General features: G+C 38.3%; 15 protein-coding genes. 5 read left to right on the top strand and 10 right to left on the bottom strand.

Translation table 11 applies throughout. The features are described 5' to 3' along the window. Window positions 1-53 precede the first annotated feature (53 nt). Window positions 54-1,232, bottom strand: a complete 1,179-nt coding sequence (gene ribBA, locus KUI_RS01805; protein WP_014840168.1) for a bifunctional 3,4-dihydroxy-2-butanone-4-phosphate synthase/GTP cyclohydrolase II — start codon at window positions 1,230-1,232, stop codon at window positions 54-56. A gap of 81 nt (window positions 1,233-1,313) precedes the next feature. On the opposite strand from ribBA, the gene KUI_RS01800 reads away from it, so the two are divergent. Then, window positions 1,314-1,781 (top strand): MarR family winged helix-turn-helix transcriptional regulator, encoded by a 468-nt coding sequence (locus tag KUI_RS01800; RefSeq protein ID WP_013522129.1) that lies wholly within the window; start codon window positions 1,314-1,316, stop codon window positions 1,779-1,781. Window positions 1,782-1,869: 88 nt separating this feature from the next. Beyond that, a complete protein-coding gene (locus KUI_RS01795) occupies window positions 1,870-3,609 on the top strand; it encodes a CYTH and CHAD domain-containing protein (protein WP_013522128.1) in 1,740 nt (579 codons plus the stop codon). On the opposite strand, the gene ftsY is transcribed toward KUI_RS01795, so the two are convergent. After that, the gene (gene ftsY / locus KUI_RS01790) at window positions 3,610-5,148 is read right to left on the bottom strand and encodes a signal recognition particle-docking protein FtsY (protein ID WP_014840167.1); all 1,539 of its coding nucleotides are present in this window, start codon (window positions 5,146-5,148) and stop codon (window positions 3,610-3,612) included. A gap of 83 nt (window positions 5,149-5,231) precedes the next feature. On the opposite strand from ftsY, the gene rsmD reads away from it, so the two are divergent. Genes rsmD through KUI_RS01775 form a run of 3 tightly spaced genes read left to right on the top strand, consistent with a single transcriptional unit; the run spans window position 5,232 to window position 6,545 of the window. After that, a complete protein-coding gene (gene rsmD / locus KUI_RS01785; RefSeq protein ID WP_013522126.1) occupies window positions 5,232-5,795 on the top strand; it encodes a 16S rRNA (guanine(966)-N(2))-methyltransferase RsmD in 564 nt (187 codons plus the stop codon). Next, window positions 5,792-6,310, top strand: a complete 519-nt coding sequence (coaD, locus tag KUI_RS01780) for a pantetheine-phosphate adenylyltransferase (RefSeq protein WP_013522125.1) — start codon at window positions 5,792-5,794, stop codon at window positions 6,308-6,310. Before rsmD ends, coaD begins: the two co-directional genes overlap by 4 nt. Then, window positions 6,294-6,545 (top strand): YfhL family 4Fe-4S dicluster ferredoxin, encoded by a 252-nt coding sequence (locus tag KUI_RS01775; protein WP_044953935.1) that lies wholly within the window; start codon window positions 6,294-6,296, stop codon window positions 6,543-6,545. Before coaD ends, KUI_RS01775 begins: the two co-directional genes overlap by 17 nt. 145 nt (window positions 6,546-6,690) lie before the next feature. Here KUI_RS01775 and ychF read toward each other — a convergent pair whose 3' ends face one another. From ychF to KUI_RS01735, 8 genes are all read right to left on the bottom strand, one after another. Continuing rightward, a complete protein-coding gene (gene ychF / locus KUI_RS01770) occupies window positions 6,691-7,782 on the bottom strand; it encodes a redox-regulated ATPase YchF (protein ID WP_014840165.1) in 1,092 nt (363 codons plus the stop codon). 8 nt (window positions 7,783-7,790) lie between these two features. Continuing rightward, window positions 7,791-8,573, bottom strand: a complete 783-nt coding sequence (locus tag KUI_RS01765; RefSeq protein WP_013522122.1) for a CPBP family glutamic-type intramembrane protease — start codon at window positions 8,571-8,573, stop codon at window positions 7,791-7,793. Then, window positions 8,566-9,360, bottom strand: coding sequence for an aminoacyl-tRNA hydrolase (gene pth / locus KUI_RS01760; protein WP_013522121.1), 795 nt, complete (start codon window positions 9,358-9,360; stop codon window positions 8,566-8,568). The genes KUI_RS01765 and pth overlap by 8 nt, the downstream gene beginning before the upstream one ends. A 154-nt stretch (window positions 9,361-9,514) precedes the next feature. Continuing rightward, window positions 9,515-10,267, bottom strand: coding sequence for a YadA C-terminal domain-containing protein (locus tag KUI_RS08430; protein ID WP_044953932.1), 753 nt, complete (start codon window positions 10,265-10,267; stop codon window positions 9,515-9,517). Window positions 10,268-10,452: 185 nt separating this feature from the next. Next, window positions 10,453-13,041, bottom strand: coding sequence for a hypothetical protein (locus KUI_RS01750; RefSeq protein WP_044953929.1), 2,589 nt, complete (start codon window positions 13,039-13,041; stop codon window positions 10,453-10,455). Between the two features lie 59 nt (window positions 13,042-13,100). Beyond that, window positions 13,101-18,143: a YadA-like family protein gene (locus tag KUI_RS01745; RefSeq protein ID WP_232008461.1), complete on the bottom strand. Its 5,043-nt coding sequence runs from the start codon at window positions 18,141-18,143 to the stop codon at window positions 13,101-13,103. Between the two features lie 399 nt (window positions 18,144-18,542). Then, complete coding sequence (locus KUI_RS01740) at window positions 18,543-22,238, bottom strand: YadA-like family protein (RefSeq protein ID WP_014840163.1); 3,696 nt, start codon at window positions 22,236-22,238, stop codon at window positions 18,543-18,545. Next, a complete protein-coding gene (locus tag KUI_RS01735) occupies window positions 22,184-22,636 on the bottom strand; it encodes a hypothetical protein (RefSeq protein ID WP_044953926.1) in 453 nt (150 codons plus the stop codon). Before KUI_RS01735 ends, KUI_RS01740 begins: the two co-directional genes overlap by 55 nt. Between the last annotated feature and the right edge of the window lie 319 nt (window positions 22,637-22,955).

Here is a 22,955-nt window from a genome sequence, read left to right as displayed (position 1 = left end):
CAAACCCTCATACTCAACTTCATACTTGTTCATAGCCACGCTCAATCCAAACTTTAGGCTTGCTCATACCCTGTGACTTCTAGGGAGAATCCAGTCATAGAGGGTAACCGCAAAGGATGGCTTAATAACTTCATTTTGCCAACCCCCAAATCACGTAGAATCTGAGCTCCGATACCGTATGTTCTCATGTCATAGTGTTCAGATTTTGTAGCCTTAGACTTAGTCTCGTCCTCCGCCTCTGACCGCCCCCATTTCGCAAGCGAATTCATAAGACCACCTTCATTTCCCTGTGCATTTAAAAGTACGATTACACCACGATCGGATTTTGATATTTTTTCTATTGCTTTTGGCAATGACCAACTATGCGACTGCCCTTCCATATCTAGCAAATCCAAGACATTCGTAGGCTCGTGTACCCTAACTAGAGTTTCAAGACCTTCCTCAATGTCACCTTTTACTAGTGCAATATGAGGAGATCCAAAAGATTTATCCTTATAAGCATAAGCCTTAAACATACCCCAGCTAGTTGCTAATTCACACTCTCCTATGCGTTCAATCATAGACTCGTGTTCGTTTCTATACTGAATTAAATCAACGATAGTACCAATCTTAATGCCGTGATGCTTAGCAAATTCCATCAAATCGGGAAGTCGTGACATAGTCCCATCAGTGTTCATGATTTCACAAATTACAGATGCCGGCGTAAGTCCAGCTAACTTGGTTAAATCACAACCTGCTTCCGTATGCCCAGCCCTAATCAAAACTCCACCAGGGACAGATCGAACTGGAAATATATGACCCGGCTGTACTAAATCGGTAGGTTTTGAATTTTTAGAAATAGCTACTTTGACTGTGTGAGCTCTATCAGCAGCAGAAATCCCCGTAGTCACCCCTTCTGCGGCTTCTATTGATGTTGTAAAGTTTGTGCCAAATCCAGACCTATTATTCGATGTCATCATAGGCAATCCGAGCTCATCACATCTTTCATGAGTAAGAGTAAGACAGACTAATCCTCTTGCATGGGTGACCATAAAATTAATAGCTTCAGGGGTTATAAAATCAGCCGCCATCATCAAATCACCCTCATTTTCGCGGTTTTCTTCATCTACGATGATGACCATTTTCCCTAATCGCAAATCTTCAATAATTTCTGTAATTGGGGATATGTCAAATTCTTCTTTAACCTCTAAATCTAATTTCACTCTTGTTTCGTAATTAAGTTTAGTTTTCATGATATTTCCAACTTTATTTCGTTGGGATTTTAGCACTCCTAGTTTGATATACTAAGAGGACATTGCCACCAAAGAAGTGTCATGGATATTGAAAGCCGCCTCTCATCAAGCGATACTACACAAGCCAGAATCTGGCTTCGTCTTAATGCCTGCAATCAAATTATCAATCGTCAAGTACGTGAGTATTTAAGAACAGTCCACAATCTCACACCTACAAGATTTGAAATTCTAGCTCATATAAACAGCTCTCGTTATGGGCTTAAAATGGGTGAAATTTCAGAGCGTCTTATGGTTTCAGATGGCAATATTACTAATGTAGTAAAAGTACTGGAAGAAGACGGATTCATACGTAAAAACGAAAGTATAGATGACGGTCGAACCATTACCCTTAACCTCACAACTAAAGGTAAAAAAGTTCTTAAAAAAGCTCACGAGGGGCTTAATGAACTACTTAAGGAATTGATGGGCGATTTAAAAGAAACGGATTCTAAAAAAATTCTTAAGTCACTTAGTGAGCTTAAGCAGATAATAGATCCAAACTCAATTTAGCGATTTAAGCAACACATATTTCATAAATCATTAATTTTTATGGTATTTTATCGTATTGAAATAATACTTTAACATTTACCGCCCGCTCATGTCCGAACAAGAAATAAAGCTTCACGTGCCCCTATCTGCTCGTGAATCAGTAAAAAATTCACTCAATAGTGCTACAAAACTAACTCTACGTGCTATGTATTTCGACACCCCCAGCCGTCAACTTGCAAAGGCTAAGACCTCGATAAGATTGCGACTTGAGGGTGATTCTTGGGTACAGACATTAAAAATGGCAGGTGAAAGTCAATTTAGTCGCTTAGAGCTAAATCATTCAAGACACGCACCTATTCTAGATCTTAGCCTTTATGCAGGTACCGCAGCTGAAATTGTAATTTCAAAATTAACAGAAGAACTTGAGTGCAGATTTGAAACTCACATTGAACGCTTATGCAAAAAACAACGCGTAAAGCATGGAACCGTTGAAATTGCCTATGACACAGGAGTTGTTCGTGCAGGCGCTCTTGAACTGCCTATTAACGAAATTGAATTTGAGTTAGTTTCAGGTCAAGTTTGCTCTATTTTTGATATGGCTACTCGTTGGACTAAAGAGCATGGCCTTATACTCGATAACCGCACAAAAGCACATCGAGGCGATGCACTGGCTAATATTCATAACAAAATTTATTCGGCCGAACCACAACATCAGGCAGCCATAGAACTGGCTGAAACTCAAAAATTTTGGAGCGAAAAAAAGGCTCAGCCCATATTTATACAAAAGTATCTTACAGCCACTAAGGCTCTGTGCAAATTGACTGAAGAGTGTGTAGATCAAATATCATCAAACGCTGCTTTGCTTGCCGAGATCGATACAGCTGGAGTAGCTAAAACCGCTAAAAGTGAGCATGTTCATCAATTGCGTGTAGGCATTCGTAGACTTATATCTAATTGGAGATTGTTTGATGGTATAGCACACCTACCAAATCCCGAACTACAGCTTTTATTAAAAGAGTATTTTGGACGCTTCGGTGAAACTCGTGACACGGATGTGATGCTTGAGACGATATTGCCACCATTAATTAAGGCTGGCATGCCTCCTATAAAGGTCAGTCATTACAACGGTAAACCCGCTTCAGAAATTGCTAAAGAAGCAGAATTTCAAACATTATTAATACAAATTATGAGATGGGTGGCTACAGCTCCTAATGCGGATCCATTGCCACCCCAAAATGAAGTTGAAGTGGTTGAGAGCGACCCACTAAGTACAGAAGCGAAATCTGAAAACCTGTCGACTACAGCAGAACCTGAATCTAAGCCAATACCAGCTCGCAGAATGTTATCCCAAGCCCTTATCGGAGTTGAAGGTGCAAGTTCAGTGGCTGAAAGTTCCGACGTACCAATTCAAGATAAATTAGTAGATATCATTCCACTTACGCCTGGAACTACGGGCGAATCTTTACTAATCTACAAAATAGAAAGACGTTTATCGAAGTGGTATAAATCGATAGTAAACCACTGGAAAACAAGAGATAAAGCGGATATAGAGAATTATCACGATTTGCGTAAAAAAATTAAGAAAATACGTTATGCCCTAAATGTATATGAAAATATGGAAGGTGCAAGTCGTTTAGGACGTGTAAATAAGCGACTTATAGAAGCTCAGGAGGTATTTGGGCAGCTTAACGATTACGCTACTGCCCACGTCTATTTCTCAAATTTGGTAAATACGCATAAACAGGCTTGGTTTGCTGTGGGCTGGTTGTCGGCACATATTGAGATGATGCGTGAAGAGGCTGATGCGGTACATAGGAAAATGCCGAGAAGGATTAGATTTGGTGGATAATTACCCCACCAATGCCTGTGCAAATTCCTCGGCCACAAATGGCTGTAGATCCTCTAAGGATTCACCTACTCCAATCCAATAAACTGGCACTGTACGCACTCCTTGTACTCCAGAAGCCATAGCTACGAGTACACCGCCTTTTGCGGTTCCATCAAGTTTAGTAACTAGTAGTCCTGTAAGCCCGATAGCCTCATCAAATGCTTTAATTTGTGCGAGGGCGTTTTGTCCAGTATTGCCATCGACCACAAGCAAAACCTCATGGGGTGCTGAGCTTTCAGCCTTCGTGATTACACGCTTAATTTTTTTAAGCTCTTCCATAAGATGAGTCTGTGTAGGCAGACGTCCTGCAGTATCAATCATAACAACAGTGGTTTTCTTAGCAATGCCTGAATTCACTGCATCAAACGCCACAGAAGCGGGATCGCCCCCTTGCTGAGAGATGACCTGCACATTGTTTTTAAGACCCCACTGTTGAAGCTGTTCTCGTGCGGCCGCCCTAAATGTATCCCCTGCAGCTAGAAGCAGACTAGCACCGTGAGCCTGAAAATGATAAGCCAGTTTACCGATAGAGGTGGTTTTTCCAGCCCCATTGACACCTGCGATCATAACAACATTTGTGCGATCTTCATGTATATCGAAAATCTTCTCAAGCGGTTTCAGATGCTGAGCAATAATCTGCGTGAGTGCGTGTTTTACCTGATCTGCGTCCTCAAGGTGTTGCTTTTTGACGGCTTGTCTTAATTCGCTAATTATCTTTTGGGTGGCAATAACCCCTGCGTCGGCCATTAGTAATGAGTTTTCAAGCTCTTCAAATAGTTCTTCGTCAATACGAGTGCCGACAAAAATAGTTCCTATATTCGATCTTGATAAGCCTTTTTTAAGACGTGAGAACCAGCCTTTTTTTTCTGATGGTGATAGTGTCTTATGCTCAACTTCAGGCTCAGAGGATTCTGAGGGTTCTGAGGGGTCTGAGGGGTCTGTGGGTTCTGGCTCACGGAGGTCGGGCTCAAGGAGCTCGGGCTCAATCTCATGGTCTGCCTTGGGCTTATGGTCGGCCTCTGACTCACAGGGCTCTGGCTTATGGTCGGGCTTCACACCCGCCTCCTGAGCAGACCTCCCTTGCACCTGCTCTTCCTCAAATTCCACAGATTCATCATCAGAATCCACATATCCAAAACGACTTAAATCATCTTCACGGACTTCCGCTAAGGCCGCTTTCTCTAACTCTTCCTCGCTAATCGGAGGTAGCGCATCCGATAAAGAAATTTTTATACGAACCTTTCCATTTGCATCAGGTGTCGGCCACAGAGAATCAAAAGAAGAATCTGGGCTTGTTATAGCCTCTGCAGGCTCTTGGGTTTCTCGTATGTCATGAGACGGATCGTAAGTCTGATTTTCATGCCCATGACTTTCATGCTCGCCTCTTTCATGCCCTGCATCTGCAATAACTTGCTCTTGAGACTGCTCATCAACGTCAGCTTCAATCTTTTCCTCAACTACAGGCTCTTCTTTTTTCTTTCTTTTAAAAAATCTAAACATAACAAGATAATTTACTAATTAAGCATTTATTTTAACTATAAAATTTATTTTATAATTATCGTTTTAATTGGATATTTTGACCTATGGGTCGCACTGTTCGCATTATCGGTGGTCAGTATAAGAAATCAACATTACCAGTATTAGAAATTGATGGATTTCGACCTACACCAGACCGTGTTCGCGAGACTTTATATAACTGGATTGACCATTTTTGGTATGGAGTTTACGAAGATAAATCTGTGCTTGATTTATTTGCGGGAACTGGAGCTTTGGGCTTTGAAGCTACTTCTAGGGGTGCTAGATATGTACTTCTTTCTGATCAGAATCCCAAAGTAATCGAGGAATTACGTAAGTCCCGCGATAAACTTAAGGCAGATGCAGTGCGTATAAACTCACTTGGAGTGCCCAAGATCTTAGAGCGCATGGATGCAAGTAGGTTCGATTTAGTATTGCTCGACCCTCCATTCAACAGCGATTTGCTAGAGACTACTAAACCATATTTAGAACAGATTTTATTGCCACAAGGGCTTGTATACATCGAATCGAACAAACCGCAAACATTGAACGAATCATTTGAGCTTTTGCGTGAATCGAAAGCAGGACAGGTTTATTTTTATTTATTTAAATTAAAAAGAGACAATATATGATTACAGCTATCTATCCGGGTACATTTGACCCCATCACTCGCGGTCATGAAGACTTGGTGCGCCGTGCATCGAAGCTATTCGATAATGTGGTCGTTGGAGTAGCCGAAAGTAGAGCAAAAAAGCCGTTCTTCACATTGGAGGAGAGGCTAGAGATTGCACGGGAGGTGCTTAGTCATTATCAAAATGTGGAGGTTAAGTCTTTCACAGGTCTTCTTAAGGATTTTGTCCGCCAGGAAGGCGGTAAAGTCATCGTTCGCGGTCTGCGGGCTGTTTCGGATTTTGAGTATGAATTTCAGCTTGCCGGGATGAATAGGTATTTATTGCCAGAGGTGGAGACTTTATTTATGACCCCATCGGAGCAATATCAATTTATATCGGGCACATTTGTGCGCGAGGTTGCTATTTTAGGGGGCAATGTATCCGATTTCGTTTTCCCACTCGTAGAGAAACGTCTATCAGAAAAAGTAGCACTTATTAATTCACAAAGGACACAAAATAATGGCACTAATAATTGATGAGGACTGCATCAATTGCGACGTATGTGAGCCGCAATGTCCAAACGATGCGATATACATGGGTCCTGATATTTATGTAATCGAACCCGATAAATGCACGGAGTGCGTTGGACACCACGATGAACCACAGTGTATGTCTGTCTGTCCAGTGGACTGTATATCAAAAGATCCTGCACATTCTGAAACCCAAGAAGAATTGATGGAGAAGTTTAAGAAACTAACTGGCAAATCCTAAGCCACGATTTGATTTTAAGGTGATGGCGAATCCTAAGGTGATGGCGAATCCTAAGGTGATGGCGAATCGTAGACTTTGACAAATCCTAAGCCACGAGCCGAAATCCTAAGCCACAAGCAGAAATCCTAAGCCACGAGCCGAAATCCTAAACATTAAATAAAAAGTTTAGAACATCACCATCTTTAACGACGTATTCCTTACCTTCAGCTCGCATTTTGCCTGCTTCTTTTGCACCCTGCTCACCTTTGTACTGTATGAAGTCATCGTATGAAATCGTTTGTGCCCTGATAAATCCACGCTCGAAATCAGTATGAATTACGCCTGCAGCTTTAGGGGCAGTATCCCCTTTATGAATGGTCCATGCACGAACCTCCTTAACTCCTGCCGTAAAGTAAGTCTGTAGTCCAAGAAGGTCGTATCCAGCACGAATCAAGCGATTTAAGCCAGGCTCATCCATACCCATATCGGCCAAAAACATCTCTTTATCCTCATCATCAAGGTCGGCAATTTCGGCTTCGATTGCGGCACATACCGAGATTACGGGTGAATTTTCAGCAGCAGCATAATTTTGCACAGCCTCAAGATGTGGATTATTTTCAAAGCCATCTTCGCGAACATTCGCCACATACATGCAAGGTTTTGCAGTGATAAAACCAAAAGACTTGATGGCATGTAGCTCGTCAGCATCCAAACCCAAAGAACGTATCGCTTTGGCTTCATTTAGATGTGGAACTACTTTTTCAAGCACAGCCACCATCTTTTGTGCTTCCTTATCTCCAGCACGGGCTACCTTCTGATTTTTCAAAAGTGCCTTTTCGGCAGTTGCTAAATCTGAAAGTGCTAATTCTGTATTGATAACCTCAATATCGCTTACAGGATCTACACGACCAGCCACATGCACAACATTACTATCTTCAAAGCAACGCACAACATGTACAACAGCATCGGTTTCGCGTATGTTCGCTAAGAACTGATTCCCCAGCCCCTCTCCCTTAGAGGCACCCGCCACAAGTCCTGCAATATCCACAAACTCCACAGTCGCAGGCAACACGCGCTCAGGCTTCACTATCTCAGCAAGCTTTGCAAGACGTGGGTCGGGAACTTCCACAATCCCAACATTAGGCTCAATCGTACAGAACGGATAATTCTCCGCCGCAATGCCAGCTTTAGTAAGTGCGTTAAAAAGAGTCGACTTTCCTACATTAGGAAGTCCCACGATGCCACATTGTAATGCCATTAAAAACCTCAGATTAAATTTAAAATTGGATTGAACACGGACTCCATGCTCTTCATTATTTTTTCATACTCTTCTGGTGGCAATGATTTTAATGCCTTCATTGCCAACCAAACTAAAATTACAGGTCCGCCATTAAAAATCGCGTGAAATACAACTCCTGAAATAAAACTATATTTCATCCTAAACCACGCAATCACATAACCAGTTACTAATTGCGGTACGACCAGCAAAAACATAAGGACGGAGACTTCTTCGATGTCATAATTAAATACATGAAGGCACGCAAAAACTATGACCGAAGCGTGGAACACAAAGGGGAAATAAGCATAATACACAGCCTTATATTTGGGTGGCAATGCATACTTCTCTTCCAATTTCCCCGTACTATCAAGATAAATAATAACCAGAACAAGAACCCCAACTACAGCGAAACTCAGAAAGATGGGTCCAGATCCAAACACCATAATCCCAAGTGGTATACACAGTATCCAAAACATGGGACGTCGCAAAGAAAATCTAAAAATCAGCTCCTCAACTATGGGTGCCCACACAGCAGCCAATGGCACCAAGTATGGCAATGTCGGATCGATTTGATTATCAACACCTAGGTTTTTTGATACGGCAACAACGATAGGTGCAAAGATAACTAAATCTACCAACCACATCAACAACACCCATTTAAAAATGCGACCCAACGGCACATTTAACGAAAAATCAGAATGGGCAGGTCCGTGCTCGATATACTTCGGATGAGCAATATAAAGCAAAAGTTCCTTGATTGATTTAAGCATCTTGCGTACCCTCTTTTTTTGGTTTTGCAGGGGATGGGTGTTTGTATGGAGCTTGGGTTTGCTTAGGTGTCTGCGTAGGTGCGGATATTGTTGTGCCTGCAGATTTGGTCGCACTCGCGGTCTGAGCTTTGCTCTGAGCCCGTGCTGTGGCCTTGCTCTGAGCTTGAGTTTGAGCCTCTGATTTAGCCTTGCATGAGGCATTGCCCCCAGATAAAGTGGTAATAGCTTTTTGCTTATCGCCTTTAATTAAATAATCCACCGCTTCAACACCACGATCAACACTCATCAACAATTGTTCAAATTCCTCTAAATTGGGTCTGTGCAAAACATAATCTGCAACGGGTTGAACCATATTACGCTTTATAGGATGATCGATACCTATACGTAATCGCCAAAACTCAGGAGATGCCATTGCCTTAGTTATATCTCGTAAGCCATTATGCCCCGCATGACCGCCACCCTTTTTTAATTTGATTTCGTTTATAGGGAGATCAAGCTCATCGTGTGCCACCAACACCTCGTCCACGGCGATTTTGTAGAAATGACATACAGCTTGAACAGCACGACCTGAAAGATTCATGTAAGTGCTTGGCTTAAGTAAAAAAATCGAACCTCCTGCCGAAGGCATCTTAGCCATATATCCGTGAAATGCGGATTCCTGATTCCAATTACATCCATGTTTTAGGGCTAAACGGTCCACAAACCAAAAGCCAGCATTATGACGAGTATGCTCATACTCTGGACCAGGATTTCCCAAACCGACGATAAGTTTTAGGGGTGTGTTCATTTTTTTACGCTATGTGTGCGAGGGCAAAAGTTAAACATTAAATTTTACTATTATTTGAGCTTAGCAAAAAAATCCCCTGAATTCGGAGGAGAAATTCAGGGGCTAGGGGTAGGGTTTTTATGAGCTATTTTTAATTATTATTTTAGGAAACAAATTACCACTGATAAGAAGCACCGACACCGCCACCAACTTGACTTCGAACATCGCTAGCAACTGCTCCTTTCAATATGAGTCTGTTGTTCTCAGATAGAACAGACACGCCTAGTGCAAAGGCAGGTTGACCCGCAACCACTGCACTTGCTACGGAAAATACTCCTCTACCAGGAGTGTTAGGTGGTGGCAATAATGCTGTAGCCATGGCCATAGCAGACGCCCCTAAAGCATCTTTGTATCTTTCATTGATTTTGCTCTCAAGATGTCTTACTTGTGTATCTACATAACCCTTTGTAGAAGCATGATGTGGTTGTGTAGGAGGTGCAACATTAGATATGTTCATTCCACCTGCATTTATGCCTTTATCAGTGACACTCGGCCCGTTCTCTCCTATTTTTAAACCTTCTTCATTAAATTGAGATTTTTTATCTTTATTGGAGATAGTTAGACCTTCTTTACCTATGGTTATGGTTTGACCAGTAGGTTTAGAATTTTCATCCACTGGCTTAAATTCTGCTGATTGCAAGCCTTTTAGGTTTTTAGATAAACGCACTGCAAGCACTTTTTGTGATTTGGTGTTTGAATCTTTAGATGCACTTGGGGCGTCCTCAACAATCACACCAATATTTTTATCTTCTTTTGAAGATGTGAGTTTAGTTGAATCAGTCTCACCACCAACAATCGATAATGTGCTTGAGAGTGGTTTATTGATTAATTCTTCAGAATCACCTTTGAATCTTAAGCCATCATTCATTGTCGCAATCTCTTCGACTGTTGAGTCACTGCCTTCTCCAGATTTTAATGTGAGACGGGTTCTTCTTGCGGATGCATCTTGTTCTATGCGTGCAGAACCTTCGGGTGCAATCGATACAAAAGCTTTTGATGATTTAGAGGTTGTAGAATTAGTTTTAGAATCAGAAGTTGATGGAGTGTTAAATTCTATACCATTAGATAATATAGAAGTCCCCCCCCCGCCACGGATTTTGTATCTGATACAGTAATCGATGGGCCTACATCGTTTGATGTGTTACCACCGTCTATAACAATAGCTGTCTTACCTTCCTTATTTACAACTTTGATGTAACCATCTTTACCGCCTTTAGTTATGTTAGTGCCTTCAACTATATTTGGTCCATGTCCAATAGTTGCAGAATCAAGTTCAAGATCGCGTTTTAGTGCAATAGTGATATTTGTTTGATCTTCAGGGCTTTGACTAATGTTAGTCATTATGTTTGAACCTTCATCAAACTTAGACCAATCAATATTATTTTTATTACCAGAAACTACTACTTTAGAATTTAGATGATTTAAGGCCTCATTTCCACTGTTTGCCCCAAGCCTTAGACCGTCATTCATTGTGGCTACTTCTGTGTTGTTTAATTTCAAACGTGCAGATTTTTTATATCTTACATCTCTCATACCATTAGAAGTAACGTCTAGTGTAATTTGACCATCAGCCCCTTCAATGCCATCTACACCATTAAAAACTAAAGCATCAGATCTAAGAGTAGATGATTTCCCACTACCATTGTCAGAAGTAAAAGTATAAAGACTTATATCCTTCTTTATACCAATTCGAATACCACCCTCTCCATCTATCCATGTCATGATGTTGTTACCACCATCGAATAGGTTTTTATCAAAATTTGAATCAGCACCTTTAATAGTCATGGTGTCGCCCAATTTTTTAGATTGTTGTCCATCATTAGTACCTAGCGTAAGTGGCTTATTGCCTAAAGAATACAACTGTCTATCAACATAGCGTTTGTTAGCTGCATCAGTATCATCAGTAGGGTCAGCAACTCCAGTAATTTTACCTTTAGTTGTAATTAGGACAGTACCTATCTGAAGTTTGTCAGAGGTTAATTTTGTTCCATTACCAAATGACAAACCTTCAGAGTTAAGAGTTGGTCCCCCATCTATATCGACACTCCGAATACCCAATAGATTAGATTGCATTTGAATATTAACTCCAGATTTCGATATGGTAGTATAAATATTTTTATCCCCCAATACCTTTATGGAAGAACCTATGCTAAATGATTGCAAATTGTCTGAGTCATCTATAAGTGAATAACCTTGATTTTTTAAATTATCTAGCTTTTTTGTTACAAAGCCCACATTCGCCGCATCCGAATCAGATGAATTCTCTTCAGTTAAAACATTAAATATTTTTTTGTTATTAGAATTTATTCCTTCGTGTGTTATAGAAGGTCCATTTTGTCCAAGTCTTATTGCCTCATCGGAAAGTACCGTTCCACCATCAGTGGTTACACTACTTACACTTTTGATTTTTTTAGCAAGTTTGACATTGATTGTATTACCATTAACTATTACACCAATATTACGATCGCTTAATAATCCTGTGGCACCCCCTAAAATCGATAAGATGTCACCCAACCTACTTTCTATTCTATTTGAATAATTATCAGCAGAAAAAAACATTGAATATTTTCTTGTTGCTTCACCTATTGCGTTTATAGCAGAATAAAGTTGGGAACCGTTAACTGCATCTGTACTTGTTCTAGAAACCGCTCCAGTTGCCACATTTTTGATTTGTCTTTCTCTACCTCTAGCACCAACTGAGAGGGAACCATTCCGTTCATATGACCACCCATTCCAATATTCGCTGATAATCAATCCACCAATCAAATTACCGAATTCAACACTAACTGATTTAGATAATTCTTCTGCATATGTTCCATCAGATTCATTACCCAAAACAATAGAATTAGATAAAGAATTTGATTGAATTAAGTTTCCAATTACAATATTTTTATCTCCTAGAACAAGATTATTATTCCCTATAAAAATTGAATTTGTGCCTTTGATAGTATTTTTATAACCAATTGCTAGGCCATATTGTGACCGAATATTGTTATGCGAACCCAAAGCAAAACTATATAAACCTGATTCTCCAATAGCATTACTAAATCCTAATACGTTTGAATAATTACTTAAAGCAGTATTAGAATTACCAATAACGTTAGAATAACTTCCTAATATAAGGTTTGATTTTCCGACAGCTAGCGTTTCATCAGCTAATGTTATGTTCCTATTTCCCAAGGCTAAAGATCTATTTCCAAAAGCCATGTTATATACACCCATTGCAACCATTTCTTTTCTATTGGATGCGTTCAAAGTTCTATTAATGTATTCTGGAGTGACAACAAAAGTTTGGGTTAGGCTAACTGGGTCTAGATAAGGATCCAGTTGATGTAATCTATTTCCTCTTACCCAACCAGAAAGATTACCAGTCCCAATAGCTGAGCTACTATGTTCCCGTGCAACATTACTTACTCCAATAGCTGAACTAAAGTGTGAAAATGCTGTATTTCCATGTCCAAAGGCTGCTGATGGCGAACCGTATGAACGATTACTTTCAGACTGAACCAATGCAGTACTCTTTGCCTCTGGAAACAAAACAATTAATTGAATCAAAAAATAAAATGAGATTACAGAATTTAGATTTTCCTTGAGCACCTTAAGAACTCTACAAATAAATAAATTTATATATTTAATTTTCATAAATCTAATAAAATTTGAAACTTTACCTTTTATAAATGATTTAAGTTAATATATAACTCTTACCACTGATAAGTAGCACCAACACCGCCTCCAACTTGACCACGGGCGTCACTGGCTACTGCTCCTTTCAATATAAGTCTGTTGTTCTCAGATAGAGCAGACACACCCATCGCAAAGGCAGGTTGACCCGCAACCACTGCACTTGCTACGGAAAATCCTCCTCTACCAGGAGTGTTAGGTGGTGGCAATAATGCTGTAGCCATGGCCATAGCAGACGCCCCTAAAGCATCTTTGTATCTTTCATTGATTTTGCTCTCAAGATGTCTTACTTGAGTATCTATATAGCCCTTAGTAGATGCATGATTGGGTTGTGTAGGAGGTGCAACATTAGAGATGTTCATTCCACCTGCATTTATACCTTTATCAGTGACACTCGGTCCGTTTTCTCCTATTTTTAAGCCCTCTTCATTAAATTGAGATTTTTTATCTTTATTGGAGACAGTTAGACCTTCTTTACCTATGGTTATGGTTTGACCAGTAGGTTTAGAATTTTCATCCACTGGCTTAAATTCAGCTGATTGCAAGCCTTTTAGGTTTTTAGATAAGCGTACTGCAAGCACTTTTTGTGATTTGGTGTTTGGGTCATTAGCCGCTCTTGGGGAATCTTCAACAATCACACCAATATTTTTATCTTCTTTTGAAGATGTGAGTTTAGTTGAATCAGTCTCACCACCAACAATCGATAATGTGCTTGAGAGCGGCTTATTGATTAACTCTTCAGAATCACCTTTAAATCTTAAGCCATCTTTCATTGTCGCAATCTCTTCGACTGTTGAGTCACTGCCTTCTCCAGATTTTAATGTGAGACGGGTTCTTCTTGCGGATGCATCTTGTTCTATGCGTGCAGAACCTTCAGGTGCAATCGATACAAAAGCTTTTGATGTTTTAGAGGTTGTAGAATTAGTTTTAGAATCAGAAGTTGATGGAGTGTTAAATTCTATACCATTAGATAACATAGAAGTCCCCCCCCCCGCCACGGATTTTGTATCTGATACAGTAATCGATGGGCCTACATCGTTTGATGTGTTACCACCGTCTATAACAATAGCTGTCTTACCTTCCTTATTTACAACTTTGATGTAACCATCTTTACCGCCTTTAGTTATGTTAGTGCCTTCAACTATATTTGGTCCATGTCCAATAGTTGCAGAATCAAGTTCAACATCACGCTTAAGTGCAATGGTAATATCTGTTTGCCCTTCTTTATTCTGTTCAACTTTGGTCATTATGTTTTTACCTTCGTCAAACTTAGTCCAATCTGTGTTTTGCTTATTACCTGCAACTATAACTTTAGAATTAAGAAGGTTGGATACTTCACCACCAGTATTTGCACCGAACTTAAGACCATCATTCATAGTAGCAACTTCTGATATCGGGTCACCTTTTGAGTCAGTGATTATGATACGAGTCGCAGGACCTTCTTTTACTAAATCAGACTTACCATTTTGTGTCATGGATATACCAGCTGACCCATTTTTTTGGACCTGACCATTTTCGTCTAACTTTGTAATGTTATTGAATAAGATTTTGTCTGGATTAAGGGTGAGTCCGTCTTTACCATTTTGATCTTTAAGTTTTAGTTCACCGTTAGCCCCATTACCACCAAAGGATCCATTCTTAAGATTTAAATCTTTTCTCATGGCGATACGGATAACGGTTTCACCGTTTACATTTTCTACTCTGGTCATGATGTTTTGACCATTGTCGAAATCATTCCAGTTTGTGTTAGCTTCAGCCCCTGCTATTTTTACTTTGGAGTTTAGTTTGGTACCTTTTTCTCCTTCGTTACTACTAAACAAGAATCCATCATTGAGGGTCGCAATCTGTTCAGTCACAACTGAATCAGTGCCACTTTTGTAAGTATGAGTTAAGCGACGTTTATTAATGCCTGGAGATTCAATTCCATTTATACCATCAACTTTAATACCTAACTTTGAATTTCCATTGTCATCATGAATACTTAGACCATCATGTTTTAGTTCAGTTTTAAATAACTGCTCTTTACCAATAACAGTTATTTTGCCGTTGCTCTCATTAACAGTTGCTGTAATTTTATCTTTTAAACCTTCTTTAATAGAGAGTTTCGCTGAGTTATTTGATGATGACGAACCCAATAAAGATAAAGATTCAAATTCTGGAGATTTTTTAAGTGCCACAGTATATTTAGCCTCTTGATTTTCATTAACCACCATTGTTATTATGTTTTTACCACCATCGAACTCTGTAGCATTTTTATTTAACTCTCCACCCTGAATCTTCAAAGTACTATTTAATTTCATTGGTGTAATAACTCCAACGTTTCCAGAGAGCTTTAATCCATCATTAAGAGTAGCAATTTCATTATCATTTAATATAATTCGATTTGAATCAATTCCCTTGATGTCATAGCTCCCAGCTTTAGTAAAACTAATTACTAAAGGATTCAAATCATTATTATCAAAACCTTGATACAATATAGAGTGTGGGGTTAACTCTAAATAATTACCTTCTGGATTTTCAGTTCTTAATCTTGAGACTTTAAGATCTTTTTTTAAACCAATTCTAATAGCATCATTTTCAGACCAAGTCATTATATTAGTTGAGTCGAATTTTTCATTACTCAAATCATCGTTATCATCTGAACCCTTTATCTTAATAGAATCCCCAAGCCTACTAAGAAAAAAATTCTTATTAGCTACAAAAGTAATACCTCCGTTTCTTAGTTTATTAAGACCTATTTCAACAGTCCTTATAACATTGTCCACATATAATTTATTAGCCGCTTCATAATCATTATCAGGATTTGATACACCAGTAATCTTGCCATCAACAGTAAAGTGAAGACGACCAATGATTAAACCATCTTTTCCAAAACTAATATTATTAGAAAAAAACAATTTGTCTGAATCCAATCGTGTACCATTATCGAATTCCACTCTTTGCAAACCTGTAATTGTTTTGTTTAAGGCTAAATTTACTGCATTTGGTGAAAATAAAACAGAAATATTGGGATCCCAAGTAAACGTAATTGAAGAACCTAATGGAACTCTATTTGAATTACCCAGACCATCTCGAAATTCATAACCCATATTCCTTAATTGTTCTAGTTTATCCTTAACAAACTGAACATTAGCCGCATCAGTTGGAGCCTCAGATGTAGCTATACCAGTAATTTTGCCATCAACTGAAATTTTGATCGAACCTAATTTTATAAAATTTGAACTTATCGACAATATATTACCCATCGTTAGACCACTAGAGTCTAGAGTCGGTCCATTATCAATCATTAATTTATTAATGTTTTGTAGTGTTCGATTTAAATTTAGAGAGATACCCTTAGGCGTTACAGCGGCAATTATATTTCCATCGCCATTGAATTCGATAGTTCGACCAATTTGGAAATTTCTTTTCTCAGGATTGTCACCTTTTAAAAAATAACCAGATTCAGTTATTTTCCTAATTTCATTTTGTACAAAACCTACATTAGCAGCTTCTGATTCGTTAATTTCATCAGATACATTAGGAAGATTAAAAATTTTCTTACCATTTGCATTTATACCCGCTTTATTTATTGATGGCCCCTCATTTATGGATATACCGTTCCCATCGATGACGGTACCATTAGAAAAATTAATCTCTGAAATTTTATTTAAAACATTAGATAGTTTTATGTGCAGATAACTATCTTCAGCAACAACACCGATGTTTCTATCTACTAAGTTTTCGTATGGTGCTTCCCCCTTTATTTTTAAAGTCCCTCCTAATTTATTTGCTATTGATTTACTACTTTCATCCCCTGACAGGTAAATTGGAACTTCTCCGATAGAAATAATTGCCCTATATAATTGTGACCCGTTTACAGCATCTGTGCTGTCAGCTGAAATTTTCCCAGTGGCAACATGTTTTATTTGACGTTCATGACCAATAGAACCAATAGACACTGACCCTTTACTTATGGTTGATAATCCCGCCAAACCAGTAGATAGGTTTAAACCAGGCATGTGATTTGCAAATTGCAAAATAGGCATATGTTGAGTAGATTCACTCGCTGTCTCACCAACTGAATTGGCCCCCAAAATAACCGAATTTATTACATTATTTGAATTTCCTGAGTCTCCTATAACAATCGAATAATTACCGTTTAAAGTAATGTTGTTACCAAGAGCGATACCAGACATAGCATTTACACTATTTCCAGAAACAGACAAACTATTTTTTTTTAAAATTTCATCAGAAGCTAAATTTTGATTTGAAGAAAGTAATTTACCGTTTCCGATAGAAATAGATAAGTTGGCATTAATTACATTACCAACGCCTATAGCTAAACTTGAGTCGCCATTGACTATATTTTTAATTCCATAAGCATTCGACAATATTCCTGTAATAGCATTTTCGTAACCCAATGTGGAACTATATTCAGAAGGTGAATCAATTAGGTTTGCAAACCCAAATGCATATGAATTTCTTGTTTTAGTTATATTCAATGCTCCAAATGCTATAGATTTAGAATTATAAATTCTATTAAATCCACCAAATGCATAACTAAAAGATGCTGCTTGTTCAACTACATTTCTATACCCAAAAGCCGAGGATCTAGTTGAATATACAGTATTGTAATCTCCAACTGCTTGGGAGGCCTGAGCCGCCGCTAAATTGGATTTTCCTAAAGCTACGCTACTACTACCAAGGGAAACATTGTGAACCCCTATTGCAGAAGATTTTTCCCCGAAGGCGATATTTTTACCTCCAACAGCTACCATTCTATTATGTTGTAATTTGTCTGAAAGTTCTAGAAGTTTTACCAGTGTCAGGTAAAATGATTCTTCTGACGAAATCGCAAATGGATCGTAGTCTGAAAGTGATTCAATTATAGGATGATAACCAGCGATGTTACCATTTCCTATAGCTAATGACAAACTACCATATACATCATTATTTTTACCTTGAGCTGTTGACGTATCTTTGTATCTAACATAATTTCCATCAGGATCTCTTGCTGCACCAATTGATAAATTACTAATTACCGATAGACTTAAAATTATAGTAAGTCTAAGTAATTTCATATCAACTTTTTTTGTTTGTGATTTAGAAATTAATATATTTACCACTATGTCACCCCAAAGATTAAGTTTATTAATACACATTCTAATTAAGCAATAAAAACACATACTGTACCAGTTAGCAAATGAGCATTTTTTTGAAATTTCTTAATAATAAAATATCAAAAGAAATATGCTTATTTCACTATTAATTTTTTATAACTGTAACTATTACTTGTATTTACAACGTCTAAGGTTTCATACTGCAAATAACATTTCATTTGTTTCATTTGAAGGATTTATATATTTAACTTACTTTTAAAAAACTTTTTTATTATGATGACTTTTAAAGTAACCATAGTGTAGATAGAAAAATTCAATGGAACTAGGGCGTGTATTCATTCATATGAAATTGGTTTAGAATCACCACTGATAAGCCGCACCGACTAACCCACCAACTTGGCCTCGTGCATCACTGGCTACTGCTCCTTTAAACATCAATTTGCCATTTTCTGTCATCGTTGTTAGACCCATTGCAAATGCAGGCTGACCCGCAACCACTGCACTCGCAACTGCAAACGCACTCTTGCCAGGCGATGGCGGCATGAGCCCAGAAGAAGCCATGGCCATAGCAGACGCCCCTAAAGCATCTTTATATCGCTCGTTGATTTTATTTTTAAGGTGCTTAACTTCTGTGTCCACATAACCTTTGGTTGAAGCATGATGCGGCTTCATAGGATTTCCTACGTTGGCAATGCTCAGACCACCCGCACTAATGCCCTTATCGGTAACTGATGGTCCGTCCTCTCCTACTTTCAAACCTTCTTCATTAAATTGTGATTTTTTACCTTCTTTGGCAACGCTCACGCCATCACTGTCAACTGTTATAGTTTGACCAGTAGGATTGCCTTTGTCGTCCACTGGTTTAAACTCCGCAGATTGTAAACCCTTAAGTTTTTTGGCGAGGCGAACTTGCATAACCTTATCTTTAGGGGCACGGGAGCCAGAGTTAGCAACGTCCTTAACGATTACACCGATGTTTTTATCAGTGTCGACCGATGTGAGTTTAGTTGAATCAGTCTCACCACCAACAATCGATAATGTGCTTGAGAGTGGTTTATTGATTAATTCTTCAGAATCACCTTTGAAACGCAAACCATCGTTCATTGTTGCGATTTCTTCGGTAATCGCAGACTCGCCTTCACCTGATCTTAATGTTAGACGTGGTCTTGTTTGCGATTGATCTTGCTCAATGCGGGCTGTACCTTCAGGGGCGATAGAAACAAACGCTTTAGTTGTTTTGGATGTTGCTCTGTCGCTTGGTCCCTTTGTTATCTCAATACCCTCAGATGTAAGTTTTGTGCCATCTTCTGAGTCTGATTTTGAGATTGAAATTGCAGGGGAGTTTTGATTTTCTGTTGAGCCTGCATCAAATTGAATGGTAGTTTTTCCATTTTTATTTACTAACTTAATGCGACCGTCTTTGCCTTCTTGTGATGTGTTTTCTTCTGTTTGTGCAGGACCATGTCCAAATGTAGCAGAGTCTAATTCAACGTCTCGCTTAAGAGCGATGGTAATATCTGTATCACCATTTTTCTGTTCTATATTGGTCATGATGTTTTTACCTTGGTCAAATTTAGTCCAATCATTATTAGATTTTTGACCAATGATGTTGACCTTTGAATTAAGAAGATTTGAGGCTTCATCACCAGAATTTGACCCGAATTTCAAACCGTCTTTCATTGTGGCAACTTCAGCTGTTGGAGTGCCTTTACCATCTGTGATTTGAATGCGAGTTGCAGGTCCCTTTTCAACAAGATTAGGCTTACCATTTTGAGTCATGGATATTCCAGCTGATCCATTTTTTTGTGGTCTACCATTTTCATCTAATTTTTCTATATTGTTGAATAGGATTTTGTCTGAGTTGAGAGTTAGCCCATCTTTTCCGTCTTTATCCTTTAGTTTTAGTTCGCCGTCAGCACCACTTCCACCAAACACTCCATTTTTAAGTTTTAAATCTTTTCTCAAAGCAACGCGAATCACAGTTTCACCTGATGACTTTGTTTCGACTTTGGTCATAATATTTTCGCCGCCATCGAAGTCTTCCCATTTAGTGTTTGAGTCCGCACCAGCCACCTTGACTGCATTGTTAAGCTTAACGCCTGCTTTATCGGTGGTGTTACCCTTGACGATTAAGCCATCGTTGAGGGTTGCGATTTCTTCCGTTTTTCCATCAACAGTGTGAGTTAGACGACGTTTTTTCGCAGAGGCATTTGCAACCAAATCTTCCACACCGCCCGTACCCTGAGCATTTGTACCAAGATTTGATGTGCCTGACGCATCTTTAATAGCTAATCCGTCGTGTTTCAAATCTATCGAATTAGCTCCATCTTTGCCTATGACGGATACTTTACCATTGCTATCGCTATCAGCCCCAATCTTCACGATATCCTTATCTGAAGCACCTTTCAGAGCAATCTCAGAATTACCTTTACCATCTACTGTGGCAATGATTTTGTCCTTATTTGCACCATCCTGAATTGCTAATTTACCTGGCTTAGCAACAGTAGAACCTTCGGCTGGAGTACCTGTCAATGTCACGTTCTCAAATTCAGGTGATTTCTTAATTGCGACCGTGTATTTATACCCTTCTTTAATGGCTTTTATACTAGTAAATACATTCTTACCCTTATCGAATTCCTGGGCATTAACATTACTTTCCAAACCAGCAATTACCAATCTATTACCAACAGGTAAGAAATTTAAACTTTCATCGTTACCCTTTAATTCAAAGCTTTGTGGAAACTTTAATAGTTTTCTATTCAAGTATTGGAGGTTTACCACATCTTTACTATATTTTGGGTCCTCCACTCCTGAAATTCTATTAGTTTTAGGATTTAATCTTATATTTCCCATTAACAAACCTGAGGAACGAAAATATAAATTTGAATTAATAACTAAACCCTGACCGTTCAGAATTGCACCCTTATCAAATTTAAGTGAAGATAATCCTGTCAAATTTTTTGATAACTTAATATTGATTGAATCAGAATTAATTTCAACTCCTATATTGTTATTTGCAAATGAGCCTTGTGCACCTCCACGAATATTTATTATTCCACCTAATGTTTTGCTTAGTGAACCTGTATCACCACTAAAACTGAGTGGAACTCCACCTATAGATTTAACCACAGCATACAACTGAGACCCATTTATTGCATCAGTACTCGTTTCTGAAATCTCTCCTGTCGCTACATATTTTATTTGACGTTCACGTCCTCTTGATCCCACAGAAAGAGAACCATTATCAAGCATAGATAAACCATATCTACTATTTTGGATTACAAGACCTGGTTTTAATTCACCAAAGGGCAACTCTATTTGTCGTCTCATCTCTTGAGCAGGTGCACCACTAGATAAGTCACCCAAAACAATTGAATTTTTGACACCCATAGAGTCAATATTATTTCCAATTAGAATAGTTTTATCAGCACTTAAATTATTTTTATAACCAATTACAATTCCATAACTACCATTAATGGTATTAGTGTTATTGTATTCTAATTCTGTATTATCTGGTTGACCTGGTTGACCTACAAGGGGACTTATGGTATTGGAAATAGTGCCAGACCCTATAGCTATAGAATACATACCTCTAATATTATTACCAGAGCCTATTGCAAGGTTTGAGAGACCTGTAATTTTATTCTTAAGACCAAAAATGTTAGATCCAGAACCTGTTAATACATTTTGAACTCCAACAACAGATGAAAGCTCTGAATTTACATTCAATTTATTTCCAAAACCAAATATTGAAGCTATTCTAGAATTTACTATATTAAAACCACCAAAAGCATATGATTGTGAGCCAGTTACATGATTATAACCACCAAATGCCGAGCTAAACCCAGCTTCTAGATCAATAACATTTTTATATCCTACTGCACTGGCTTTATAAGCTTTACTAGTATTAAAATCACCAACAGCTTGAGAGGCAACGCCTGATGTAAAATTAGATTTACCCAATGACACTGAACTACTTCCAAGGGCAACGTTTCTTGAACCTACAGCTGTTGATTTCGGTCCATAAGCATAGTTATTACTACCCACAGCAGCCATTTCACCATATTTAACCCCCCCCCGCGAAAATACTCCGAAAGTGAAGAAATTTCGAATTGAAATACACTTGTAGGTGTCAATGCAAAATCATCTAAACCCTCTATAGCTAGATCTCTTTTCCAACTTGCTGTATTGCCATATCCAAATACAACACTTTTATCCCCATAGGACTTGTTATTTTTCCCAGCCCCTATTGCACCCTCAACGACTTCATTATTATTTGAATCCCGAGATTGAGCCTTCAATTCCATTGCAAAAAAAGCACAAAAACAAACCAATAAAAACAAAACTTTTTTTGTCAGAAGGACAACTTTAAAAGTTGATTCTACTAAATTTAAAGTAACCGAATCATTTCTTAAAAATTTACTACGTGCCTGTGTATTAATATGAAATATCATTTAATCTTTTAAATAAATTATCTATAAACAAAAATCAGAAAAAACGTTTAAAATATAAAATATCCTACTTTTAAATTGAAAATATAGCTGTTATATTTTTTTAAAAATCATGAATAAAAATTACACATATCCAATTCATTTTTATATCCATAATTGATATGCTTAATAACTCAAAACCCAAGTTATTTACAATTCCGAACAAACGTAAAAATAGCACCCGTAAAATATAGAAAAATAGGTCCTGAATTTAAACAAACTCAAGACCCAAAATCAAGTATCTAAAGATTAATTTACAACTAAACTTTTAGTAAACATCTCA

The sequence above is a fragment of the Taylorella equigenitalis ATCC 35865 genome (genome assembly GCF_000276685.1).
GTDB lineage: Bacteria > Pseudomonadota > Gammaproteobacteria > Burkholderiales > Burkholderiaceae_B > Taylorella > Taylorella equigenitalis.
This window is presented reverse-complemented; position numbering and strand designations above follow the sequence as displayed.

Coding starts and splice junctions, on each gene's coding strand:
- KUI_RS01795 (WP_013522128.1), top strand. CDS start 1,870: ATGTCCGAACAAGAAATAAAGCTTCACGTGCCCCTATCTGCTCGTGAA.
- KUI_RS08430 (WP_044953932.1), bottom strand. CDS start 10,267: ATGAATGATGGCTTAAGATTCAAAGGTGATTCTGAAGAATTAATCAAT.
- coaD (WP_013522125.1), top strand. CDS start 5,792: ATGATTACAGCTATCTATCCGGGTACATTTGACCCCATCACTCGCGGT.
- ribBA (WP_014840168.1), bottom strand. CDS start 1,232: ATGAAAACTAAACTTAATTACGAAACAAGAGTGAAATTAGATTTAGAG.
- ychF (WP_014840165.1), bottom strand. CDS start 7,782: ATGGCATTACAATGTGGCATCGTGGGACTTCCTAATGTAGGAAAGTCG.
- ftsY (WP_014840167.1), bottom strand. CDS start 5,148: ATGTTTAGATTTTTTAAAAGAAAGAAAAAAGAAGAGCCTGTAGTTGAG.
- KUI_RS01765 (WP_013522122.1), bottom strand. CDS start 8,573: ATGCTTAAATCAATCAAGGAACTTTTGCTTTATATTGCTCATCCGAAG.
- pth (WP_013522121.1), bottom strand. CDS start 9,360: ATGAACACACCCCTAAAACTTATCGTCGGTTTGGGAAATCCTGGTCCA.
- rsmD (WP_013522126.1), top strand. CDS start 5,232: ATGGGTCGCACTGTTCGCATTATCGGTGGTCAGTATAAGAAATCAACA.
- KUI_RS01775 (WP_044953935.1), top strand. CDS start 6,294: ATGGCACTAATAATTGATGAGGACTGCATCAATTGCGACGTATGTGAG.
- KUI_RS01750 (WP_044953929.1), bottom strand. CDS start 13,041: ATGAAAATTAAATATATAAATTTATTTATTTGTAGAGTTCTTAAGGTG.
- KUI_RS01745 (WP_232008461.1), bottom strand. CDS start 18,143: ATGAAATTACTTAGACTTACTATAATTTTAAGTCTATCGGTAATTAGT.
- KUI_RS01800 (WP_013522129.1), top strand. CDS start 1,314: ATGGATATTGAAAGCCGCCTCTCATCAAGCGATACTACACAAGCCAGA.
- KUI_RS01740 (WP_014840163.1), bottom strand. CDS start 22,238: ATGGCTGCTGTGGGTAGTAATAACTATGCTTATGGACCGAAATCAACA.
- KUI_RS01735 (WP_044953926.1), bottom strand. CDS start 22,636: ATGATATTTCATATTAATACACAGGCACGTAGTAAATTTTTAAGAAAT.